The organism is Pseudomonas psychrophila, assembly GCF_001043005.1.
GTDB lineage: Bacteria > Pseudomonadota > Gammaproteobacteria > Pseudomonadales > Pseudomonadaceae > Aquipseudomonas > Aquipseudomonas psychrophila.
On sequence record NZ_JYKZ01000018.1, the window covers coordinates 59,453 to 79,195 of the forward strand.

Consider the following 19,743-nt stretch of genomic DNA (forward strand, 5'->3'; position numbering starts at 1 on the left):
GCGCAAAAAACAAGCAAGTCTACACCCCTCGACGGGGCAGAACAAAACTCAGCAAAAACAGTGCGGCGGCAGACACCACAATCGATGGCCCTGCCGGCGTGTCCTTGAACCATGACAATGCCAGGCCACCACACACCGCCAGTATCCCCAGCATGCTCGCCCCCAGCGCCATTTGCTCCGGAGAACGTGCATGGCGTTGGGCCGCTGCCGCCGGAATAATCAGCAGGGAGGTGATCAACAACACGCCAACGATCTTCATCGCCACGGCAATCACCACCGCGATCAACAGCATCAGAGTCAAGCGTAACGCTGCCACTGGCAAACCTTCAACCGTGGCCAGTTCTTCGTGCACCGTGATTGCCAGCAGTGGCCGCCACAGTGCAACCAGAAGCGCCAGCACCGCAGCGCTGCCGCCCAAAATCCACATCAGATCAGTAGGGCTGATGGCCAACAGGTCACCAAACAAATACGCCATCAGATCGATCCGAACTTCATGCATGAAGCTTAGTACGACCAGCCCGAGGGACAAGGTACTAGGGGCGAGAATTCCGAGCAACGTGTCGGAAGCAAGCGATTGGCGCTGTTGAAGCGTGACCAATAGCACGGCCAGCAGCAAGCAGCCCACGGTTACGGCGATGGTGGGGCTGATGTCCAGCAAGAAGCCCATTGCTACACCCAGCAGGGCCGCGTGCGACAACGTGTCGCCGAAGTAGGCCATGCGCCTCCACACCACGAACGAACCCAAAGGTCCTGCAACAATTGCCAGAGCCAGACCTGCCAGCAGGGCGTACAGCAGAAAATCAGCCATGCTTGCAGCCTTCTCCATGAACGTGGGCGGATGTCGCCGGGGTATTTTCGCTGACCACTGAGCCATGCAAGTCATGGGCGTGGTCGTGATGGTGGTGATAAATCGCCAGGCTTTGTGCGTTTTTACCAAACAACTCAACAAAGGCCGGGTCGCTGCTCACTTGCTCTGGGTGACCAGAACAGCACACGTGGCGGTTGAGGCACACCACCTGATCGGTAGTGCTCATGACCAGATGCAAGTCGTGGGAGACCATCAGCACGCCGCAACCGTGGCGGTCGCGCAGGCGCGTGATCAGGGCATACAGCTCCGACTGGCCAGCCACGTCCACCCCTTGAACCGGCTCGTCGAGCACCAGCAATTCGGGTTTGCGCAGCAGGGCGCGGGCCAGCAGTACGCGCTGCATTTCACCACCTGAAACGCTTTGCACCGGGCTGTCGATCACCTTCTCGGCGCCGACTTCCTTGAGCGCTTCAAGGGCCTGGGCGCGATCTACGCCGGGCACCAGACGCAGAAAGCGCAGCACCGACAATGGCAGCGTCGGGTCAACGTGGAGCTTTTGCGGCATGTAGCCGACGCGCAGTTTAGGCTTGCGCCAAACACTGCCACTGGTGGGCTTGAGCAGGCCGAGCACGGCCTTGACCAGCGTGGTTTTACCGGCGCCGTTGGGGCCGATCAGGGTCACGATCTGGCCCGGTTCAACGCTCAGCTCAATAGTGTCGAGTACGTTTTGCCCGGCATACGTCACGGTGACGTCCTGCAGGCGAATCAGTGCAGCGCTCATCAAGCCTCCCGGCAACCGGAACACAAACCGACCACTTCGACGGTTTGGCCTTCGACAGTAAAGCCGACATCCCGTGCGCTGTTGATAATCGCGTCACTGATGGTTTTTTGTTCAAGCTCGATCGCGGCGTGGCACGTGCGACAGATCAGGAACTGTCCCTGATGCGGATGCTCGGGATGGCTGCAGCCGACAAAGGCATTGAGCGATGAGATGCGGTGCACCAGACCATTGTCGAGCAGGAAGTCCAGCGCGCGATAAACGGTCGGCGGTGCTGCGCGACGGCCGTCCTGCTCGCTGAGCACGGCCAGAATGTCGTAGGCGCCCAGCGGCTTGTGGCTCTGCCACACCAGCTCCAGCACCCGACGACGCAACGCGGTCAGGCGCAGGCCCTTTTGCGCGCACAGGACATCGGCCTCAGTGAGCGCACTGTGGACACAATGAGAATGGTCATGGGGACGACTGGCAAGCGGTGTTATAGGCATGGGCGGCGACGATTTTTGAGAGAGACGTTATTATGTTACCTGTTTCAGCCACCATGAGTGCTCATCGTGCCCCGTCTTTTTTCCATTTTGCTTGCTCTAAGTACCAGTTTGCTGGTGATTAACCCGGCTCAGGCCGAGGTGAACGTGCTGACCAGCATCAAGCCCCTGCAACTGATTGCCGCTGCCGTACAGGACGGCGTGGGGCATCCTGAGGTGCTTTTGCCCCCCAATGCTTCGCCGCATAACTATGCATTGCGCCCATCCGACGTACGGCGCGTGCAGGCGGCAGATCTTTTGTACTGGATCGGCCCCGACATGGAAGGTTTCTTGCCCAAGGTGATCAAGACCCGCACTTTGCCTTCCGTCACGGTGCAGGCCCTGCCAGGGTTGAAACTGCGTCATTTCGCCGAAGATAGCCATTCGCACGAAGAAGATGCCGCCGAACATGATCACGATCATCGTCCTGGCACACTGGATGCGCACTTGTGGCTGGCGCCGGACAATGCACGGGTAATCGCTGCAAAAATGGCCGCAGACCTGAGCGAGAAAGACCCTGCCAATTCGGCCAAATATCAGAGCAACCTCAAGGCCTTCAATGAGCGTCTGGATGCGCTGAATGCACGCCTTAAGACGCGCATGGCCGGGATAGCCGACAAGCCTTTCTTCGTCTTCCACGAAGGCTACGACTATTTTGAAAGCGCTTACGGGATCAAGCACGCGGGCACGTTCAGTGTGGCTTCGGAAGTACAGCCGGGAGCTCAACACGTAGCGGCCATGCGCAAGCGTTTGCAGGAAGTGGGCAAGACGTGTGTATTCAGCGACCCACCGCTGCGTCCGCGACTGGCAGAGACGCTGACGGCCGGCTTGCCGGTAAAGCTGGCGGAGCTGGATGCATTGGGCGGCTATACCCCCGCGACGGCGCAGGGCTACGAGCAGTTGCTGGAAAAGCTGGGTAATGACTTGGCGGGGTGCCTGGAAAGTTTGTAAGCCGACTCCCACAGATTGTGTGGCATTCACAAAAGTTGCAGCTTGCCAGAACCTCTGTGGGAGCGGGCTTGCTCGCGATTGGATCGACGCGTCTGTTCAGATACACCGCGCCGTTTGAATCGCGAGCAAGCCCGCTCCCACAATTGATTTCAGTGTTTGTTACAACGCGAACGGCAGTTGTACGGTCACCGTCTGGCGCAATGCCAGGCGCTTTTCGAACTCGCCCGGATCGTGAATCAGTACATCCTGACCGGCAAAGGTCTGAGCGGCGATGAGGCGTGACAACCAGAATCTCACGCAGGCAACGCGCAACAGGGTTGGCCACAACTCGGCTTCAGCTGCCGTAAACGGGCGCAGTGCGGCATAGGCACCGAGCAACGCTCGCGCACGGGGGGCGTCGATCTGACCGTCCTCGTCAGCACACCAGTCATTCAGGGCAATCGCCACGTCGTACAGCATTGGGCCTGAGCAGGCGTTGTAAAAGTCGATCAACCCCGTCAGATGGGTGCCTTCAAACATTGCGTTATCGCGAAACAGGTCGCCGTGCAGGTTGGCACGAGGCAGTGCCAGAATCTGTGCCTTGCGATCAGTAATTTCTTGAAGCGCTTTCTGCAGCAATTGTGCCGAATCAGGAGACAAATCGGCCATCAGGGCTGGCCCTTCAGCCAGCATCCAGTCCAGGCCGCGATCAGTCTTGCGCTCCAGAACATTGTTGCGCGTGGCGGTGTGCAAGTGACCGAGCAACTCCCCGACCTGGGCGCAATGCTGGGCGTTGGCTTCGCGAATATGCTTGCCTGCCAGGCGCGGCTGCAGCAATGCCGGTTTACCCTTGAGTTCGCGCAGGGCCTGGCCGTCAACGGTGCGCAGGGCGAAAGGCACCGGCAGGTCGGCGTCATGTAGTACATCCAGCAGCTCGATAAAAAACGGCATCTCTTTGACCGGGCCGCGTTCAACCAGGGTCAGGACATACTCACCCTTCTCCAGGCTGATGAAGTAGTTGGTATTTTCGCTACCCGCGGCAATCCCCTGGAAATCGAGCAGGCGACCGAGTTCATAAGGCGCAAGGAAGGTTTCCAACTCGCTGCGAGTCAGTGGGGTGAATACAGACATGATTTAAATTGCCAGTACGGGCGCCGTGTGAGGCGGCGCCAATTAAAGTTAAGACGCTACTTCCATTCGAAGATTTTCCACGATGGAATCAGCATATCCGGCTGGTCGGAACGGATGTAATTGGCATCAGTACCATCAGCCCGCACCAGAAAGTACGGTTTGCCCCCTTTTGGGGTGACCTTGATGGCGTACAGGAAACCGTTTTGACGGTATTCCTGAATGGTTTTATCGCCTTCCGTGCGAATGGTTACATCTGGATCGGCGGTGACTGCTTCATCGGCTGCAAAGGTTACCAGCGGAGTGAATGCAAACAAACCGGTCAGCAACAGGCGATTGAGTGTACGCATGATAACCTTGTCCCTTTGTCGTCATTGGTCCGGACATTCTAGCGCCGGACTCGCCGAAAAGGTTGATCCTGCTCATGAGCCAAGCTCCCCTCGTCCTGGTGGACGGTTCTTCATATCTGTACCGCGCCTTTCATGCGCTGCCGCCGTTGACTACGTCCAAGGGTCTGCCGACCGGCGCCGTCAAGGGCGTGCTGAACATGCTCAAAAGCCTGCGCAAGCAGTATCCGGACAGTCCGTTCGCGGTGGTTTTCGACGCCAAAGGCGGGACATTTCGCGATGACATGTACGCCGAATACAAGGCCAATCGTCCGAGCATGCCCGATGACATGCGGGTTCAAATTGAGCCGCTGCACGCCAGTGTGATCGCGCTGGGCTTCCCTCTATTGTGCGTTGAAGGCGTTGAAGCGGACGATGTAATCGGCACGCTGGCCCGAAGCAGTGCAGCTGCAGACCGACCGGTGGTCATCTCGACCGGCGACAAGGATATGGCGCAACTGGTTGATGGCCACATCACTCTGGTCAATACCATGACCGGCAGCGTGATGGACATTGAAGGCGTAAAAGAGAAATTTGGCGTTTCGCCCGAGCAGATCATCGATTACCTCGCGCTGATGGGCGATTCGTCCGACAACATTCCAGGCGTTCCAGGCATTGGTCCAAAAACCGCGTCTGGCTTGCTTGTGGGTGTAGGCGGTGGGCTGACTGATCTGTACGAAAAGCTTGATATCGTGCCGACCCTGCCAATTCGAGGCGCAAAAAACCTGCCCGCCAAACTCGAAGAACATCGGGAAATGGCGTTCTTGTCGTATCAGTTGGCGACTATCAAGATCGATGTGCCGCTGGATATTGGCCTGGAAGACTTACATCTCAAGGCTCCCGACTGTGAAAAACTGATTGAGCTGTATACCGAACTGGAATTCAAAAGCTGGATTGCCGAGGTTGAGCGCGAGGCCAAGCGTGCCGGTCAGGTGATCGTGCAGGAAGCGCCGCCAGCCCCAGCCGAAGAGCAGCAGTACGAAACCATTCTCGATCAGGCGCGTTTTGATGTATGGCTGAAAAAACTCAACGATGCCAAGTTGATCGCCTTTGACACCGAAACCACCGGCCTTGACGCGCAGCAAGCGCAATTGGTGGGGCTCTCGTTTGCGGTCAAACCGGGCGAAGCAGCCTACATTCCGCTGACCCACTCCTATATGGGTGTGCCGGAGCAACTGGACCGCGACACCGTACTGCGCGCCCTCAAGCCACTGCTGGAAGACCCGAGCAAAGCCAAGGTCGGACAACACGCCAAGTACGACATGAATATTCTGGCCAACTGCGCCATCGGTGGCGATCAGGCGTGCGGGATCATGGTGCAGGGCGTTGCCTTTGACACCATGCTGGAGTCCTATGTACTGGACTCCACAGGCAGCCGTCACGACATGGACAGCTTGGCCCTCAAGTACCTGGGGCACACCACCACCAGTTTTCAGGACATCGCCGGGAAAGGCGTCAAGCAACTGACCTTTGACCAGATTTCCCTGGAGCAGGCCGGCCCTTACGCCGCCGAAGATGCCGACGTGACCTTGCGTTTGCACCATGTCCTGCACGAAAAGCTGACCGCAATCCCGAGCCTGAACGCCGTATTGACCGACATTGAGATGCCGCTTGTGCCTGTGCTGGCGCGCATTGAGCGTCAGGGTGCGTTGGTGGATGCCAACCTGTTGGGTATCCAGAGTGTCGAACTGGGTGACAAGCTGGTCGCGCTTGAGCGTGAGGCTTTTGCTATTGCGGGCGAGGAATTCAACTTGAGTTCACCCAAGCAACTGGGTGTGATCTTGTACGAAAAACTCGGACTACCGATTATCAGCAAAACAGCCAAAGGCCAGCCTTCGACCGCCGAAGCCGTATTGGCTGAATTGGCAGAGCAGGACTTTCCGCTGCCCAAGGTGCTGATGCAGTACCGCTCGATGAGCAAACTGAAAAGCACCTATACCGATCGGCTACCCGAGCAGATCAATCCACGTACGGGCCGCATTCATACGTCCTATCACCAGGCCGTTACGGCGACAGGGCGTTTGTCCTCCAGTGATCCAAACCTGCAGAACATTCCGATTCGTACTGCTGAAGGTCGCCGGATTCGTCAGGCGTTCGTGGCTCCTAAGGGCTACAAGCTACTGGCGGCGGACTACTCGCAAATCGAACTGCGGATCATGGCTCACCTGGCCAAGGACGAAGGCTTGCTGCACGCCTTCCGCAACAATCTGGACGTACACAGCGCGACGGCTGCCGAGGTTTTTGGTGTTGAGCTGGGTGATGTCACCACGGATCAGCGCCGCAGTGCCAAGGCGATCAACTTCGGCTTGATCTATGGCATGAGCGCCTTTGGCCTCGCCAAGCAGATCGGTGTCGACCGTAAACAGTCGCAGGCCTATATCGACCGCTATTTCGCGCGCTATCCGGGGGTGCTCGATTACATGGAGCGCACGCGCACCCAGGCCGCCGAGCAAGGCTATGTCGAGACCATTTTTGGTCGTCGCCTGTACCTGCCCGAAATCAACGCGAAAAACCCGGCCCTGCGCAAAGGCGCCGAGCGCACGGCAATCAACGCACCGATGCAGGGCACGGCAGCCGATATCATCAAAAAAGCGATGGTGGCTGTGGATAACTGGTTGAGTGCGTCGGGTCTCGATGCCCGCGTCATCCTGCAAGTGCACGATGAACTGGTACTCGAGGTGCGGGAAGACCTGGTGGATCAAGTGCGCGATGAAGTTCGCGTACATATGAGCGAAGCGGCGAAGCTGGATGTGCCGCTAGTGGTCGAAGTTGGTGTGGGCAACAACTGGGATGAGGCGCACTAAAGGGGGGGATGTGGGAGCGGGCTTGCTCGCGATGCAGGCGACGCGGACTGTCGCATTGACCGCGTTGATGCCATCGCGAGCAGGCTCGCTCCCACACTAAAAATCTATTGCTGCTGCAGAGTAGGGGCTTATTCCAAATCGTTTTTAGCCTCTGGGAACTAAATCTGCCAATCACCACTCAGATTTATTGAACGGGTGGTGAAGCCCTTCAATGCTCCTAATGTTGTGTTAAGTGTTGGCAGATATCTGGACCCCGCCCTAGCGGTCCAGTACTTAAACCCCGGACCTCCTTCCCCCCATGCGAAGTCCGGGGTTTTTTTTGCCCGGGATTTTTACTCCCCAGCCTCGACCAGCTCTTCGCCTTTGTTCGGCAGTTCCATCCAGCGAGCAAGAACGGTGTACGCCTCTTCCAGGCCCATGCGCTTAGGGGTGGAAAATAGCTGGATAGTGACTGCGTCGCCCCATTGCTTGCGAATATCCGACTGAATTTTGAGCAGCGTATTTTTTGCAGCGCCGTACGTCAGTTTGTCGGCTTTGGTCAGCAAAATATGCATCGGCATGCCGCTCGACACGGTCCAGTCGAGCATCAACAGGTCGAAATCGGTCATTGGATGACGGATATCCATCATCAAAATCACACCTTTGAGGCTTTCGCGGCTACCGAAATAAGCTTCAAGGTGACGCTGCCAGTGCAGCTTCAATGGGATCGGCACCTTGGCGTAACCGTAACCGGGCAGATCGACCAGGCGACGTTCTTCGTCCAGCTGGAAGAAGTTCAGAAGCTGAGTACGCCCTGGGGTTTTCGACGTGCGCGCCAGGCTGGCGTGGGTCAAAGTGTTGAGTGCGCTGGACTTGCCGGCGTTCGAACGCCCGGCAAATGCGACTTCATAGCCTTCGTCATCGGGGCATTGATCGACTTTGGCAGCGCTGAGCATGAAAGTAGCCTGTTGGCACAGACCTAGAATGGGGTTCTTGAGTTGCATGGGATTTCCGATGTGAGCGGCGTCAGGAATGGACGCGGCGAGCGTGTCGTTTCCGTTTCAGTGACGCCAGTATATAATGCCGCAGATTTTGTGTGCGCTTTGTCCCAGCGTAGGATGAAGAACACGGGAGCGAAAAAACCAGGTTGCGCATTAGAACGCAGCAAGCTCCCAACCCTGAAAAGGTCGTTTTATGACGAAATGGCTGCTAGTCGCCGGTGTCTTGATGCCACGTTACAGCATTCAGGCTACACAGGATCCGGAAGCCGTGTACAACCGCGTTTGCAGTGTCTGCCATGCTGGCCAGCAGTAAAGCCAAGGTTTGAGCAGGGTAGGGAGGCGCTGGTGCAACACGTGATCCAGGGTTTCAAGGCGATGCCGCCGCGTGGTTTGTGCATGGACTGCAGTGTCGAGGATTACCGATCTGTCCTACAGTGGATAAGCGAGTAAGCCCGGCCCATAACTCTTTAACCCTTAGCCGTAGTTGGATTAGCTGATGAACAAATTACTCGTGAGTCTGCTGTTGACCTTGGGCGTCACCGGTATTGCCCAGGCTGCAGGCACCGCTCTTGTAGGCGATGCTGCTGCAGGTCAGGCAAAAACCGCTGTATGTGGCGCTTGTCACGGTCCAGACGGCAATAGCATGGCCCCAAACTTCCCAAAACTGGCCGGGCAAGGTGATCGTTACCTGCTCAAGCAGTTGCATGAAATCAAGGACGGCAAGCGTCAGGTGCTGGAAATGACCGGCCTGCTGGCGAACCTGAACGATCAGGACCTTGCCGATATCGCTGCTTTCTACTCAAGCCAAAAAAGTTCGATTGGCGCTGCCGACCCGGCCCTGGTTGCCCAGGGTGAAGCCCTGTTCCGCGGCGGCAACCTTGAGAAAGGCATGCCAGCGTGCACCGGTTGTCACTCGCCAGACGGCCAGGGTAACGCAGCTGCCGGCTTCCCGCATCTGGGTGGCCAGCATGCAAGTTACATCGAGAAGCAACTGACAGACTTCCGTGAAGGCGATCGCACCAACGATGGTGACTCGATGATCATGCGCGGCATTGCGGCCAAGATGAGCAACAAGGACATCAAGGCGCTGGCCAGCTATATTCAGGGTCTGCACTAAGGTTTTACGATCGGCGGGGCAGTCCTGGAAACGACTGGTCATCTTAACGATCGTTTAATCCTTGAATGTGAACCTCAAAGGGCAGCTTCGGCTGCCCTTTTTCATGGCATCTACCGTTACACTATCGAACTCAAGTCAGCGCGGACCTGTCTGAATACAGGTCGCGTTGAAACGACCTTATCTGCCCAGGAGTAAAGCATGCGTAATCTGATCCTCAGCGCCGCTCTCGTCAGTGCCAGCCTGTTTGGCATGACCGCTCAAGCGGCCGAACCGCTTGAGGCGGGTAAACAATATGTAGAGCTGAGCAGCGCCGTTCCGGTTGCAGTGCCTGGCAAGATCGAAGTGGTTGAGCTGTTCTGGTATGGCTGCCCGCATTGCTTTGCATTCGAGCCAACCATCAATCCTTGGGCTGAAAAGTTGCCGGCTGATGTGAACTTTGTACGTATCCCAGCCATGTTTGGCGGGATCTGGAATGTTCACGGTCAACTGTTCATCACCCTTGAAGCCATGGGTGTTGAGAACAAGGTTCACAAAGCTGTTTTCCAGGCAATTCATGACGGCAAAAAGCTGGCTACCCCGGAAGAAATGGCTGAATTCCTGGCAGGTGAAGGCATCGACAAAGACAAGTTCCTGAGCACCTATAACTCGTTCGCCGTCAAGGGCAAGGTTGAGGACGCCAAGAAAAAGGCTCAGGCCTACCAGATCTCCGGCGTACCGACCATGGTCGTTAACGGCAAGTATCGCTTTGACCTGGGTACTTCCGGCGGTCCCGAAGGTGCATTGAGCGTTGCCGATCAGTTGATCGCCAAAGAGCGCGCCGCGAGCGCTAAAAACTAAGCGGCGCCCGCCCCCATGCGCCGCTGGAAAAACGAGCGAATCGTTGGTCTGCACCAGCCGCAGATCAACGAGGATCATCTGGCATCCTGCGAGATGCCGGATGATCGGCGTCTGCGACTGCTCAGTTTCAACATCCAGGTGGGTAACAGCACTCAAGGTTATCGACACTACCTGACCCGCAGTTGGCAGCATGTGCTGCCACACAAGGGGAGGGCCGGAAACCTTGAGCGCATAGGCGACTTGTTGGGTGACTTCGACCTGGTTGCCCTGCAAGAGGCGGACGGTGGCAGTCACCGCTCCGGCTACATCAATCAGGTCAAATACCTGGCCCAACAGGGCGAATTCCCCTACTGGTATCAACAACTCAATCGCAATCTGGGTCGCCTGGCCCAGCACAGCAACGGGGTGCTTAGCCGTCTGCGCCCCAGCGCGATTGAAGATCATCCGTTGCCTGGCCCTGCGGGGCGTGGCGCGATTCTGGTGCGCTTTGGTGATGGTCCTGATGCACTGGTGGTTGTGGTCATGCACCTGGCGCTGGGAACAAAAACCCGCACTCGCCAGTTGGCCTATATTCGCGAGCTGATTGGCGGGTATCAGCACCAAGTCCTGATGGGTGACATGAATACCCATGCCAACGACCTGCTGCACACATCGCCACTGCGCGACCTGGGGTTGTTGGCGCCGCAAATGGAGGCCACCTTCCCCAGTTGGCGTCCACAACGTTGTCTTGATCATATTTTGCTCAGCCCAAGCTTGACCCTAGAACGGGTACAAGTGCTGGACCAGCCTATTTCCGACCATTTGCCCGTTGCGGTTGATATCCGCCTGCCGGGCACGGTGGGTGTTGATTCACAGCTTGCCTTGCGACCGACAGACAGTGGGCCTTTGGCATGAGTGACGAGGCTTCGCGCTGGAAAGAGAAATACCTTAAAAGCGTTGAGCAGCAAGACAAGCTGGAGCGCCGCTGGAATGCTCGTCTCGACTTGCTGCGTCGCGGTCTTGTACGTAGCACCCTGGCGGCAGAAGGCACTGATCGAACCGTCGATCAGTGCATGAAGGAAATGCGCGAAGTGGTGCGCACCAACGAGATGGACGCCGCTCTGGCTGCCTTGCTGCCACGCCTGGAAAAGGCAGTGCTCGACTCGGAACAACGTCGCGAAACCCGGGTTGAACAAGTGGGCGCGGCGCTCACTACCCTGGTCACGCAACTGCAAGCCCTGGCGCTGCCCCGTGAAATCAGCAAACCACTCAAGGCATTTGCCAAACAACTCGACAACCGCGTGACCCATGCCCGTGAGATCCCTCTGCTGCTTGACGAACTAAGCCGCTTGCAGGGGCAGGCGCTGTCGCTGCAAGCCAATGGCTCTGAACCGCCCAGGCCGGGCCTGTTGCAGCGCCTGTTCGGGGTCCATGAGGCCGATAAACCACCAAGCGAACCTCTTATTGAGCCTGTGGCTGCTGCTCCCCATGTGCACGCCCCGACCGTCACCGCTTCACCGGTTGTGGCCAAGCCACTGGACGCCTCCTCGCCAGAGGTGGAGCCGAGGGCGGCCGTTGAGTCTCTGCGCCCGCACATTAGCTCCCCGCAGCCCAAGGCCGAGCCCGTGGCCGATGCTGAAGCCCTTGTGCTCCCTGAACCTGAGCCAGAGGTTTTTGAAGAGTCTGAGGAGCAGGAGTCGGGAGGCGCGCTAGAGTCGGTAGTCGCGCAGGTCGACGCAGAAAATAATCTGCCCGACGTGCAGCGTGAGATTCCCGTCCTCGAAAAGGCGAGCAGTTGCGAACCGCTTGAGGATGAAATCGACGCCGTTTATGCCCTGCCCGAGAGCCCCGAGCCGTCTTACAGCTCAGTGGCGGCGCATATCGAATCCACATTACTCGGTCTACTGAACGACCTGTCACTGCCCGAGCACCACCGGCCGCAGGCCGAAGCCATGCGCAAGCGTCTCGAAAAAGGGTTGAACTGGTACGAATTACTACCCATCCTCGATGATCTTGCCGTTTTGATGCTGGCCATTACCGATAGCGGCCAGCATGAATTCGAAACTTACCTCAAACAACTTAACGGGCGCCTTGAGTCGTTCCAGAACAACCTTCAGGCCGCCAGTGAAGGCCATGCCGAAGGACGCTCCGCTGCGGACAACTTGCACACCCAACTGCGCGAGCACGTTGATGGTTTGCAAAGCAGTGTGCAAGACGCTGTCGATCTCAACAGCCTCAAGCACCTTCTGGAAAACCGTCTCGAGGGGTTGCTGGGCACGATGGACCAGCATCAGCAGCAACGAAATGCCCGTGAGCAGGAAGTCTCAGCCCATCTTCAAGGGTTGGCCGAGCGTATAACGCACATGGAGCAGCAGGCCCAAGGTTACCGCGAACACCTTGAAGAACAGCGCCAGAAAGCGTTGATAGACCCGCTGACCGGCCTGCCAAATCGGGCTGCATGGGGCGAACGGCTGCAATGTGAAGTCGAACAGTGGCACGTTCACGGCACCCCGCTACTGATTGCCATGCTCGACCTCGATCATTTCAAGCGTATCAATGATGGTTATGGCCATCTGGCCGGCGACAAGGTGCTCAAGATCATCGCCGCGCAGTTGCGCAAACACCTGCTCCCCAGCGATTTTGTTGCCCGTTTTGGAGGCGAAGAGTTTGTGTTGCTGATGCCCAACACGCCACTGGCGACCGGCTTGCAGCGGGCAGAGAAGCTTCGGGCAGCCATCGAGGCGTGTCCTTTCCACTTCAAGGGCGAACCTGTGACCCTGACGGCCTCCATCGGGGTATCGGCCTTCAAGGCTGGTGATCGCAGCGAGCACGTGATCAAGCGGGCAGATGAGGCGCTGTATCGGGTCAAGGCCAACGGGCGCAACGGGGTTGATCCGTGTCCATCAGATCACTAATTTCAATCGTTAGTTAAACTTGATCGATTATATAATCGCTGCCTGGTAAGTGCTGAGTTGTGTAATAGCTTTCCAATTGTTCAGTAGTACTTGTCGGTTTTTAAACAGTGTTGGTTAATCCTGTTTATAACGTCTTGACGGGCGAAGAGTGAGCGACTTATATCAAATAACAGGCTGTTCCAGGTTGCTTTAAGGTAGCCGCAGTGCTGTCATCTGTTTATTGATCGGATGTCCATTAAGAGCTCCATGCCTGTCTGTTCAGGCCGTGTGGCGCCCTGCGCGACTCAAAAGGTAATGTATGAAAACGTTAATCTCCTTGTTGTCCGTCCTTTTTTTAATGGCGGGCGCTGTCTCAGCTAGTGCGGCGGTTAAGACAGCCCTCTATTCGGCGTATATCAACAAAGATGGAACCTTGGCAACGCAATCACCTTATTGGATTGAACGGGTTGAATATTCCAGTCAGCCCGATTACGCCGCCAGTTATAATGTGAAGTTCATGCCCGGCAGCTTTAAAGAAGCTCCCAAGTTTTGTGTGGTCTCGGCCGATGATAAATCCAGTTATGAACACACGCTGTATGGCAATGCAAAGTTGTCAGGCAAACCGACCCGTGAAGAGGTCAATGTAATTGGCTTGATGCTGGGGCTCGATGGGCCGTCGGGCGATTCATCGACGAGCTTTTATCTGGTGTGCGGCAAGTAGCAACTGCCCTCCTGCTCGTGCGCGAGCAGGAGGCTTGTTCCAACCCGGTGCGGTGGTACAGCTGCGCGACAAGAGCAGTGAGGTATGCTTGAGTATTAATTTTCAGCTGTGTTGTCTTTGCCCATGAAATTTTCAGCTTTGATCTTGTCCATCGTAGTGTTGGCCGGTTGCGCCAATGGCCCTCCCATGGACACCAGTCACCCATCGGTCAACTACGACAGCCGCGTGCAGTTCGTGGTGCTGCATTACACCTCAACCTCTCTGGAGCGCTCTCTGGAGCTGTTGACCCATGGTCCTGTCAGCAGCCATTACCTTATTGGCGATACTCCGCCGACAATCTACAAACTGGTAGACGAAAACCAGCGTGCCTGGCACGCCGGTGAAAGCCAATGGAAAGGCCGGACCTGGTTGAATTCCAGCTCCATCGGCATTGAGATCGTGAACAAGGGTTTTCGTGATACGCCAGAAGGGCGAGTCTGGTATCCCTACACCGAAGGTCAGGTCCAGTCGCTTATCGCGCTGCTCAAAGACATTTCGACCCGCTACAAGATCGATCCGCGCAACATCATAGGCCACAGCGATATAGCCCCCCTGCGCAAGCTCGATCCTGGACCGCTATTTCCCTGGAAGCGACTGGCCGAAGCAGGGTTTGGCATCTGGCCAAATGCGCAAGCCGTGGCCCGTGAGCAAGCATTGTTTACCAGCACGTTGCCGAGCATCACCTGGTTCCAGCAGCAACTGGCGCTATTGGGCTATGAAACACCGCAAACCGGCGAGCTGGATGTCGCGACCCGCCACGTATTGGCCGCGTTTCAGATGCGCTTCAGGCCCGCGCTTTTCGATGGCACACCGGATGCTGAAAGTGCGGCAATCTTGAAAGTGTTGAACACGCAAAAGTACTGATAAGCCAGTGCGGGCTACAGCAATGGAAGCGCCATGTAAAACTGCGTGCCTTGCCCTGGACGTGAATACACCCCAATGCGCCCGCCATGCAATTGCACAATCTCCTTGCACAGCGCCAGACCAAGGCCAGCACCGCCCTTTTTGCGACCCACCTGCACGAAGGGCTCGAAAATACGGCCTTGCTGGCTATAGGCAATACCTTCGCCATTGTCTTCGATACTGATGATCACCCGCTCAGCATGACGTCGGGCCTGAAGGCGAATCTGCCCGCCATCGGCGGTATGGCGCAAGGCGTTATCCAGCAGGTTATCCAGCACACGTTCAAGCTGGGCCTGATCGGCATTAAGCACAGGCAGTGGTTCTTGAAGTTCGAGCACTAGCTCGATATGCCTTGCCGCGGCCTGTGCTGCGATGCGGGCACTTGCGTCCTCAAGCATCTGTTGAAGGTTGCAGGGGGCCAGGGTCAGCTTTTGCATGCCGTTCTGATAACGAGAGAAGTTCAGCAGGTCATTGATCAACTGCATCAGGCGCTGCATTTCTTCGTTTACGGTGTTGAGCAAATCGGTTTCACGGGATTGCGGGTCAAAGCGCGCACGCTCCAGAAATAACCCGAACGCCATGTGCATACCGGTAACGGGGGTGCGCAGCTCATGGGACGCGCGCAGTACAAACTCGCTGCGCACACGCTCAAACGCGCGCTGCTCGGTTACATCATGGAGCACCATCACAGCCCCGAGAATCGGCCCTTTGGGTTGGCTGACCGGAGTCAGGCTGTAAGTCAGAAGTCGGTTCTCGCCCTCTATGTCGACGCTCAAGTCTTCCGGCAACCGTTCAAGGCTGCCACCGCGCAGCACCGTTTGCAGTTGTTGGTCGAGCTCGGGGCGTTGCAACGCTTCGCCCAGTGGCTGGCCAAGACGGCCTTCATCCCAACCCAATTGCCGCTGTGCCACTGGATTCAAATGCTCTAGCCGCCCCTGCTGATCGATCATCAACAACCCGTCATCAATGCTGTCGAGCACTGCCTGCAGCCGTTGCTGGCCCGCCAGCAGCTCGTCGATGTTGGTTGCCTGATGTTGGCGCAAAGCTTCGGCCATCGTGCCGAAGCGCCGTGTCAGCAGGTTCATTTCAGTGGCTGAAGAGAGGGGCAGCACCACCTCAAAGTTACCTTTGCCTATATTGTCGGCAGCTTTGGCCAGCGCCTCGATCGGCGCGCCAAAGCGCCTGGCAATGCCATGGGCGGTAATAAAGCCGATGATGAGCACCGCAAGGCCGACCAGACCCAGCAGGGAAGCGATGATTATGGCGCGGTCACGGGCGGCTTCCTGTGCGGCATAAATAGTATCCAGCGCTCGGCGGTGCTCAGTGATCAGCCCATTGCGCAACTGATTGAAACGACTTGAAAGCTCGTTGTCAGTGCTCAGATTGAGCGATGTGCTGCTGGCTTTATGGAACGCTTGTAAAAAGCGCTCGTAATCTTCCCGTGCCTGAGCAAAGCCGCTGTGAAGTTCGTTTTTTCGCTCATGCTCGATACCCTCCTCGAGCAGGGCCTGATACTCCTGGGTGGAGGCTTGCAGTGCCTGCGGATCTGGGTTGTTGCGCAGCATCAGGATCAATTGATCACCCAGTGACTGACGCAACTTAAGGCCCAGGTCCAAAGTGATGAAGTTATTACGGATCAGTGCTTCCTGGCTTTTGGCCATTTGCATGACGCCAACAACGCCAAGCAAAAGCCCGAGCAACGCCACTGTAATCAGCGCCGAAATGCTAAGGAACAGACGGGTACGCAGCTTGATCGCAAGTCTCATCGGATGCTCACAGGTTGTACTGCTTACGTTTTCGATACAGCGTCGAGGCATCAATGCCCAAGGTTTTTGCTGCTTGATCCAGGGTTTCGCTGGTGGCCAGAACAGCGCCGATATGGGCTTTTTCCAGTTGATCCAGGCTCAGTGCGGCACCGATGCGCGGGGCATTGGGGGTGGTTTGTTCCGCCATGCCCAAGTGGCTGACTTCGACGACTTCCTGCGGACAAATGATACTCGCGCGCTCAACCACGTTGCGCAGTTCGCGAATATTGCCCGGCCAGCGGTAGTTGGCCAGCGCCAGACGGGCATCCTGGCTGAAGCCTCGTGCAGGTCGGGCGTATTCCTTGACGAAGCGGGCCAGAAAGCGATCGGCCAGGGTGAGGATATCTTCACTGCGCTCGCGTAACGGTGGCAAATGCAGGGTGATCACGTTCAGGCGATACAGCAAGTCTTCACGGAAGCGACCATCACGCACCATGTCCTCAAGGTTGAGGTTGGTGGCGGCCAGAATTCGTACATCGGCACGGCGGGTCACGGGGTCGCCGACGCGTTCGTATTCCTTGTCCTGAATAAAGCGCAACAGTTTTGGCTGAAGTGTCAGTGGGAAGTCGCCGATTTCATCGAGGAACAATGTACCGCCGTCGGCCTGGTTAACCCGGCCCAAGGTGCTTTCGCTGGCGCCGGTAAACGCTCCGCGGGTATGGCCGAACAGTTCACTTTCCATCAACTCGGCGGTCAAAGACGGGCAGTTAATAGTGACGCACGATTTCTTGGCCCGTTTGCTCCAGCCATGAATCGCCCGTGCCAGCTCACCCTTGCCGGTACCTGACTCACCGAGAATCAGGATGTTGGCATCTGTACCCGCGACCTGGCGTGCCGTTTCCAGCACCGCCATCATGGCCGGGCTGTGGGAGTCCAGGCCGTCCTTGGGTTTGCGCACTTCACCTTCCAGTGCTTCAAGACGGGCGGACAACTGGCGCACTTCCAACTGTTTGGCAGTCGCCAGACGCAACTGGTCAGGGCTGCACGGTTTGACCAGATAGTCCGCGGCACCGGCCTGGATAGCATCCACTGCGGTATCGACCGCCGAGTGGGCAGTGACAATCACCACGCGCATCCACGGCGCCTGGATGCGCATCTGGGCCAATACATCCAGGCCGTTGTCTTCGCCCAGGCGCAGATCGAGAAAACACAGATCGAACACTTGGCGTTGCAACAGCGAGTCGGCCTGTGCCGCGCTGTTGGCGGTGGCAACGGTGTAACCCTCGTCTTCGAGGCAATAGCGGAATGTGCGCAGGATGGCTGATTCATCATCGACCAGCAGAATGCGGCCCTGTTGCTCTTTGGCTGATTCCATGTCCTGCGTTCCTTTATGAGTGATCTTGGTTAGTGTCGGAATAATCGGGCAAGTTGCATGATTTTTCAGGATTCATTCCGAGGCTAGCACTGAAAGCGTTGTATTGCCTGAAGTAACTATCTGATTTTAAAGCTGAATAGGCTGAATATCGGGTCTTGATCGATGGTGGGAATTTACCCTCGTAGCAGCTGGCTCGCGGAGCGAGGCTGCGTTCGGCGGCGCAGCCGTCGTAAATCCTGAGTCAACGGATTTCCTGTTGCACCATAGAGCTCCGGTTCTACGACGGCTACGCCGCCTCGTTCCTTCAGCAACTGCTACGGGATCGTGCATAACGCACGACGGGCATTGGGGCTATCGTGCAGGATGCGCGTAAAAGCGGACTTTTAAAATAAGTAAGTAACTGATTTATATAGCTTTTTTATCTGTTCAAAAGCTGGCATGGCACCTGCAATTACCCTTGCATAGAGAGTCGCGGTCCGCGATGCAACCTTACATTGACCACCGGGTGGCAGGAGTTTGAACATGAATCGTCAAAATTTCTCCAACATGCGCGTTTCGTCATTGCATCTACAGCAGGGCTTGTTTGCCAGCCTGGCCTTGTCGGTGACTTTGATCGGTGGTCAACAGTGGAGCCGAATGGAGGCAGCGACGCAGCCCGTCGCTACAGCTCTGCACTCCGCCGCACCACAGCAGCACTTCAAGGCACTGGGATCTGTGACTGATCCCAAAGGTGGCTACGAACTGGCGGCCTCTGACGAAACACAAATAGCCAACGCTCAACCTACACCGGAACGTTGGGTGTTTTGAGTGTTCACAACATTGAGGCCCTGATCGGGCATCGAATTAAACCAGCGGCATCATCCTGCTTCCCACAGTAATAAGGAGAATCACCATGTTGAGTTGGGCAATTACCTTCCTGATTATCGCCATCATCGCTGCAGTTTTGGGCTTCGGTGGTATTGCGGGCACCGCGACCGGCATCGCCAAGATTCTCTTTGTCGTGTTCCTGGTCATGTTTGTGGTGTCCTTCATCTTTGGTCGTCGCGGTCGAGGCTAGGCATGCTCGCCCCATCCTTTAAGGAAGTGGCCGCTGCCCTGTTAATAGCAGGCGGCGGCCGCGGGGCATGAAACCGGTTACAGGCTTCACGGATGCCAAGGTTTTGCCTTGGTTTTTTTGTGCCTGAAGAAAACCTCCCGGTATACGTAATGCCTTATCAGGGTTCATTTTTTTGAAAACAAATGTGGCCTGAACAGCACTTCGAAACGTCGACCGTATATCGACAAACAGAAAAATAGCCCGGACTTATATCTGATTTGTGTTGTCGGATATTTCTTGGATATATGCGGCTTAATGCCACTCCCTTCTTGGCTAAAAAGACCTTGAAACAGCCGGTCTACGGCACTTATGTCGTCTATTCTGTGCAATCGCAGAGGGGGCGATTTGAGGTCTTGTCGGACAAAACCCATGCCGATTCGGCATAGGGTAGGCGTTTACGGCATTAGACGGCTACCTCATGCATGGGAATAGTTGCGCCTTTTTTCGCCTGCCAAAGAGCCTTTCTGGCTCGGTTTGGGCGACCTTCTACGGGGGTAGAGGTATCTGATTTTTTGCGCTTTCGAGCGCTCTAGTCTGAGCCTCTGCCCGAGTCCACTTGAAGTAAGGGTAATGACATGAAGAAGGCAAAACTTAGCCTCGCCTGGCAGATCCTGATTGGTCTGGTCCTCGGGATTGCAATCGGCGCGCTGCTCAACCATTTCAGTGCTGAAAAGGCCTGGTGGATCAGTAACGTTCTGCAAC

General features: G+C 56.6%; 19 protein-coding genes and 1 pseudogene. 12 read left to right on the top strand and 8 right to left on the bottom strand.

The annotated features are described in order from the left end of the window. Positions 1 to 19 precede the first annotated feature (19 nt). From znuB to TU76_RS23485, 3 genes are read right to left on the bottom strand one after another with little or no spacing between them, the layout of a single operon-like run. Entirely contained in the window at positions 20 to 808 is a 789-nt protein-coding gene (znuB, locus tag TU76_RS23475; RefSeq protein ID WP_019828144.1) for a zinc ABC transporter permease subunit ZnuB, read from the bottom strand. Beyond that, positions 801 to 1,589, bottom strand: a complete 789-nt coding sequence (gene znuC, locus TU76_RS23480; RefSeq protein ID WP_019828143.1) for a zinc ABC transporter ATP-binding protein ZnuC — start codon at positions 1,587 to 1,589, stop codon at positions 801 to 803. Before znuC ends, znuB begins: the two co-directional genes overlap by 8 nt. Next, entirely contained in the window at positions 1,589 to 2,071 is a 483-nt protein-coding gene (locus tag TU76_RS23485; protein ID WP_019828141.1) for a Fur family transcriptional regulator, read from the bottom strand. The genes znuC and TU76_RS23485 overlap by 1 nt, the downstream gene beginning before the upstream one ends. Before the next feature lie 66 nt (positions 2,072 to 2,137). On the opposite strand from TU76_RS23485, the gene TU76_RS23490 reads away from it, so the two are divergent. Next, a complete protein-coding gene (locus tag TU76_RS23490) occupies positions 2,138 to 3,058 on the top strand; it encodes a zinc ABC transporter substrate-binding protein ZnuA (RefSeq protein WP_019828140.1) in 921 nt (306 codons plus the stop codon). 159 nt (positions 3,059 to 3,217) lie between these two features. On the opposite strand, the gene TU76_RS23495 is transcribed toward TU76_RS23490, so the two are convergent. Continuing rightward, positions 3,218 to 4,168, bottom strand: coding sequence for a homoserine kinase (locus TU76_RS23495; protein WP_048352587.1), 951 nt, complete (start codon positions 4,166 to 4,168; stop codon positions 3,218 to 3,220). Positions 4,169 to 4,224: 56 nt separating this feature from the next. Beyond that, a complete protein-coding gene (locus TU76_RS23500; RefSeq protein WP_019828138.1) occupies positions 4,225 to 4,515 on the bottom strand; it encodes a DUF2782 domain-containing protein in 291 nt (96 codons plus the stop codon). A gap of 74 nt (positions 4,516 to 4,589) precedes the next feature. Here TU76_RS23500 and polA point away from each other — a divergent pair, with 74 nt between their 5' ends. Then, positions 4,590 to 7,355 (top strand): DNA polymerase I, encoded by a 2,766-nt coding sequence (gene polA, locus TU76_RS23505; RefSeq protein WP_048352588.1) that lies wholly within the window; start codon positions 4,590 to 4,592, stop codon positions 7,353 to 7,355. A gap of 332 nt (positions 7,356 to 7,687) precedes the next feature. Here the strand turns inward: polA and yihA are convergent, their stop codons facing one another. Further along, positions 7,688 to 8,338: a ribosome biogenesis GTP-binding protein YihA/YsxC gene (gene yihA / locus TU76_RS23510; RefSeq protein ID WP_019828135.1), complete on the bottom strand. Its 651-nt coding sequence runs from the start codon at positions 8,336 to 8,338 to the stop codon at positions 7,688 to 7,690. A 190-nt stretch (positions 8,339 to 8,528) separates the two neighbouring features. Here yihA and TU76_RS25000 point away from each other — a divergent pair. From TU76_RS25000 to TU76_RS23540, 7 genes and pseudogenes are all read left to right on the top strand, one after another. After that, positions 8,529 to 8,785: pseudogene (locus TU76_RS25000) on the top strand (c-type cytochrome). 46 nt (positions 8,786 to 8,831) lie between these two features. Continuing rightward, positions 8,832 to 9,452 (top strand): c-type cytochrome, encoded by a 621-nt coding sequence (locus tag TU76_RS23515; RefSeq protein WP_048352589.1) that lies wholly within the window; start codon positions 8,832 to 8,834, stop codon positions 9,450 to 9,452. A 198-nt stretch (positions 9,453 to 9,650) separates the two neighbouring features. After that, on the top strand, positions 9,651 to 10,289 hold the full coding sequence (locus TU76_RS23520; protein ID WP_019828133.1) for a thiol:disulfide interchange protein DsbA/DsbL: 639 nt from the start codon (positions 9,651 to 9,653) through the stop codon (positions 10,287 to 10,289). Positions 10,290 to 10,304: 15 nt separating this feature from the next. Then, entirely contained in the window at positions 10,305 to 11,183 is an 879-nt protein-coding gene (locus TU76_RS23525; protein WP_019828132.1) for an endonuclease/exonuclease/phosphatase family protein, read from the top strand. Continuing rightward, on the top strand, positions 11,180 to 13,183 hold the full coding sequence (locus TU76_RS23530; protein ID WP_048352590.1) for a GGDEF domain-containing protein: 2,004 nt from the start codon (positions 11,180 to 11,182) through the stop codon (positions 13,181 to 13,183). Before TU76_RS23525 ends, TU76_RS23530 begins: the two co-directional genes overlap by 4 nt. 298 nt (positions 13,184 to 13,481) lie before the next feature. Next, a complete protein-coding gene (locus TU76_RS23535; protein WP_019828129.1) occupies positions 13,482 to 13,883 on the top strand; it encodes a hypothetical protein in 402 nt (133 codons plus the stop codon). A 123-nt stretch (positions 13,884 to 14,006) separates the two neighbouring features. After that, positions 14,007 to 14,786, top strand: coding sequence for an N-acetylmuramoyl-L-alanine amidase (locus TU76_RS23540; protein ID WP_046809353.1), 780 nt, complete (start codon positions 14,007 to 14,009; stop codon positions 14,784 to 14,786). 14 nt (positions 14,787 to 14,800) lie between these two features. On the opposite strand, the gene TU76_RS23545 is transcribed toward TU76_RS23540, so the two are convergent. Next, entirely contained in the window at positions 14,801 to 16,591 is a 1,791-nt protein-coding gene (locus tag TU76_RS23545) for a KinB sensor domain-containing domain (protein WP_019828125.1), read from the bottom strand. Positions 16,592 to 16,598: 7 nt separating this feature from the next. After that, a complete protein-coding gene (gene algB / locus TU76_RS23550; protein WP_019828124.1) occupies positions 16,599 to 17,945 on the bottom strand; it encodes a sigma-54-dependent response regulator transcription factor AlgB in 1,347 nt (448 codons plus the stop codon). Positions 17,946 to 18,467: 522 nt separating this feature from the next. Between algB and TU76_RS23555 the strand changes: the two genes are divergently transcribed. The 3 genes from TU76_RS23555 to TU76_RS25690 all read left to right on the top strand — a co-directional run. Further along, positions 18,468 to 18,752 carry a hypothetical protein gene (locus TU76_RS23555; protein WP_048352591.1) on the top strand — a complete coding sequence of 95 codons (285 nt, stop codon included), beginning with the start codon at positions 18,468 to 18,470 and terminating at the stop codon, positions 18,750 to 18,752. 85 nt (positions 18,753 to 18,837) lie between these two features. Continuing rightward, positions 18,838 to 19,002, top strand: a complete 165-nt coding sequence (locus tag TU76_RS25005) for a DUF1328 domain-containing protein (RefSeq protein ID WP_019828122.1) — start codon at positions 18,838 to 18,840, stop codon at positions 19,000 to 19,002. 614 nt (positions 19,003 to 19,616) lie between these two features. Continuing rightward, the coding region (locus tag TU76_RS25690; protein ID WP_233099492.1) for a hypothetical protein at positions 19,617 to 19,743 on the top strand (127 nt) is incomplete at its 3' end.

Bases quoted from the DNA above. Each gene is read 5' to 3' on its own strand.
- TU76_RS23525 (WP_019828132.1), top strand. From the start codon at position 10,305: ATGCGCCGCTGGAAAAACGAGCGAATCGTTGGTCTGCACCAGCCGCAG.
- polA (WP_048352588.1), top strand. From the start codon at position 4,590: ATGAGCCAAGCTCCCCTCGTCCTGGTGGACGGTTCTTCATATCTGTAC.
- znuC (WP_019828143.1), bottom strand. From the start codon at position 1,589: ATGAGCGCTGCACTGATTCGCCTGCAGGACGTCACCGTGACGTATGCC.
- TU76_RS23500 (WP_019828138.1), bottom strand. From the start codon at position 4,515: ATGCGTACACTCAATCGCCTGTTGCTGACCGGTTTGTTTGCATTCACT.
- TU76_RS23545 (WP_019828125.1), bottom strand. From the start codon at position 16,591: ATGAGACTTGCGATCAAGCTGCGTACCCGTCTGTTCCTTAGCATTTCG.
- TU76_RS23540 (WP_046809353.1), top strand. From the start codon at position 14,007: ATGAAATTTTCAGCTTTGATCTTGTCCATCGTAGTGTTGGCCGGTTGC.
- TU76_RS23495 (WP_048352587.1), bottom strand. From the start codon at position 4,168: ATGTCTGTATTCACCCCACTGACTCGCAGCGAGTTGGAAACCTTCCTT.
- TU76_RS23555 (WP_048352591.1), top strand. From the start codon at position 18,468: ATGAATCGTCAAAATTTCTCCAACATGCGCGTTTCGTCATTGCATCTA.
- TU76_RS23485 (WP_019828141.1), bottom strand. From the start codon at position 2,071: ATGCCTATAACACCGCTTGCCAGTCGTCCCCATGACCATTCTCATTGT.
- znuB (WP_019828144.1), bottom strand. From the start codon at position 808: ATGGCTGATTTTCTGCTGTACGCCCTGCTGGCAGGTCTGGCTCTGGCA.
- TU76_RS23535 (WP_019828129.1), top strand. From the start codon at position 13,482: ATGAAAACGTTAATCTCCTTGTTGTCCGTCCTTTTTTTAATGGCGGGC.
- algB (WP_019828124.1), bottom strand. From the start codon at position 17,945: ATGGAATCAGCCAAAGAGCAACAGGGCCGCATTCTGCTGGTCGATGAT.
- TU76_RS23530 (WP_048352590.1), top strand. From the start codon at position 11,180: ATGAGTGACGAGGCTTCGCGCTGGAAAGAGAAATACCTTAAAAGCGTT.
- TU76_RS23520 (WP_019828133.1), top strand. From the start codon at position 9,651: ATGCGTAATCTGATCCTCAGCGCCGCTCTCGTCAGTGCCAGCCTGTTT.
- TU76_RS25005 (WP_019828122.1), top strand. From the start codon at position 18,838: ATGTTGAGTTGGGCAATTACCTTCCTGATTATCGCCATCATCGCTGCA.
- TU76_RS23515 (WP_048352589.1), top strand. From the start codon at position 8,832: ATGAACAAATTACTCGTGAGTCTGCTGTTGACCTTGGGCGTCACCGGT.
- yihA (WP_019828135.1), bottom strand. From the start codon at position 8,338: ATGCAACTCAAGAACCCCATTCTAGGTCTGTGCCAACAGGCTACTTTC.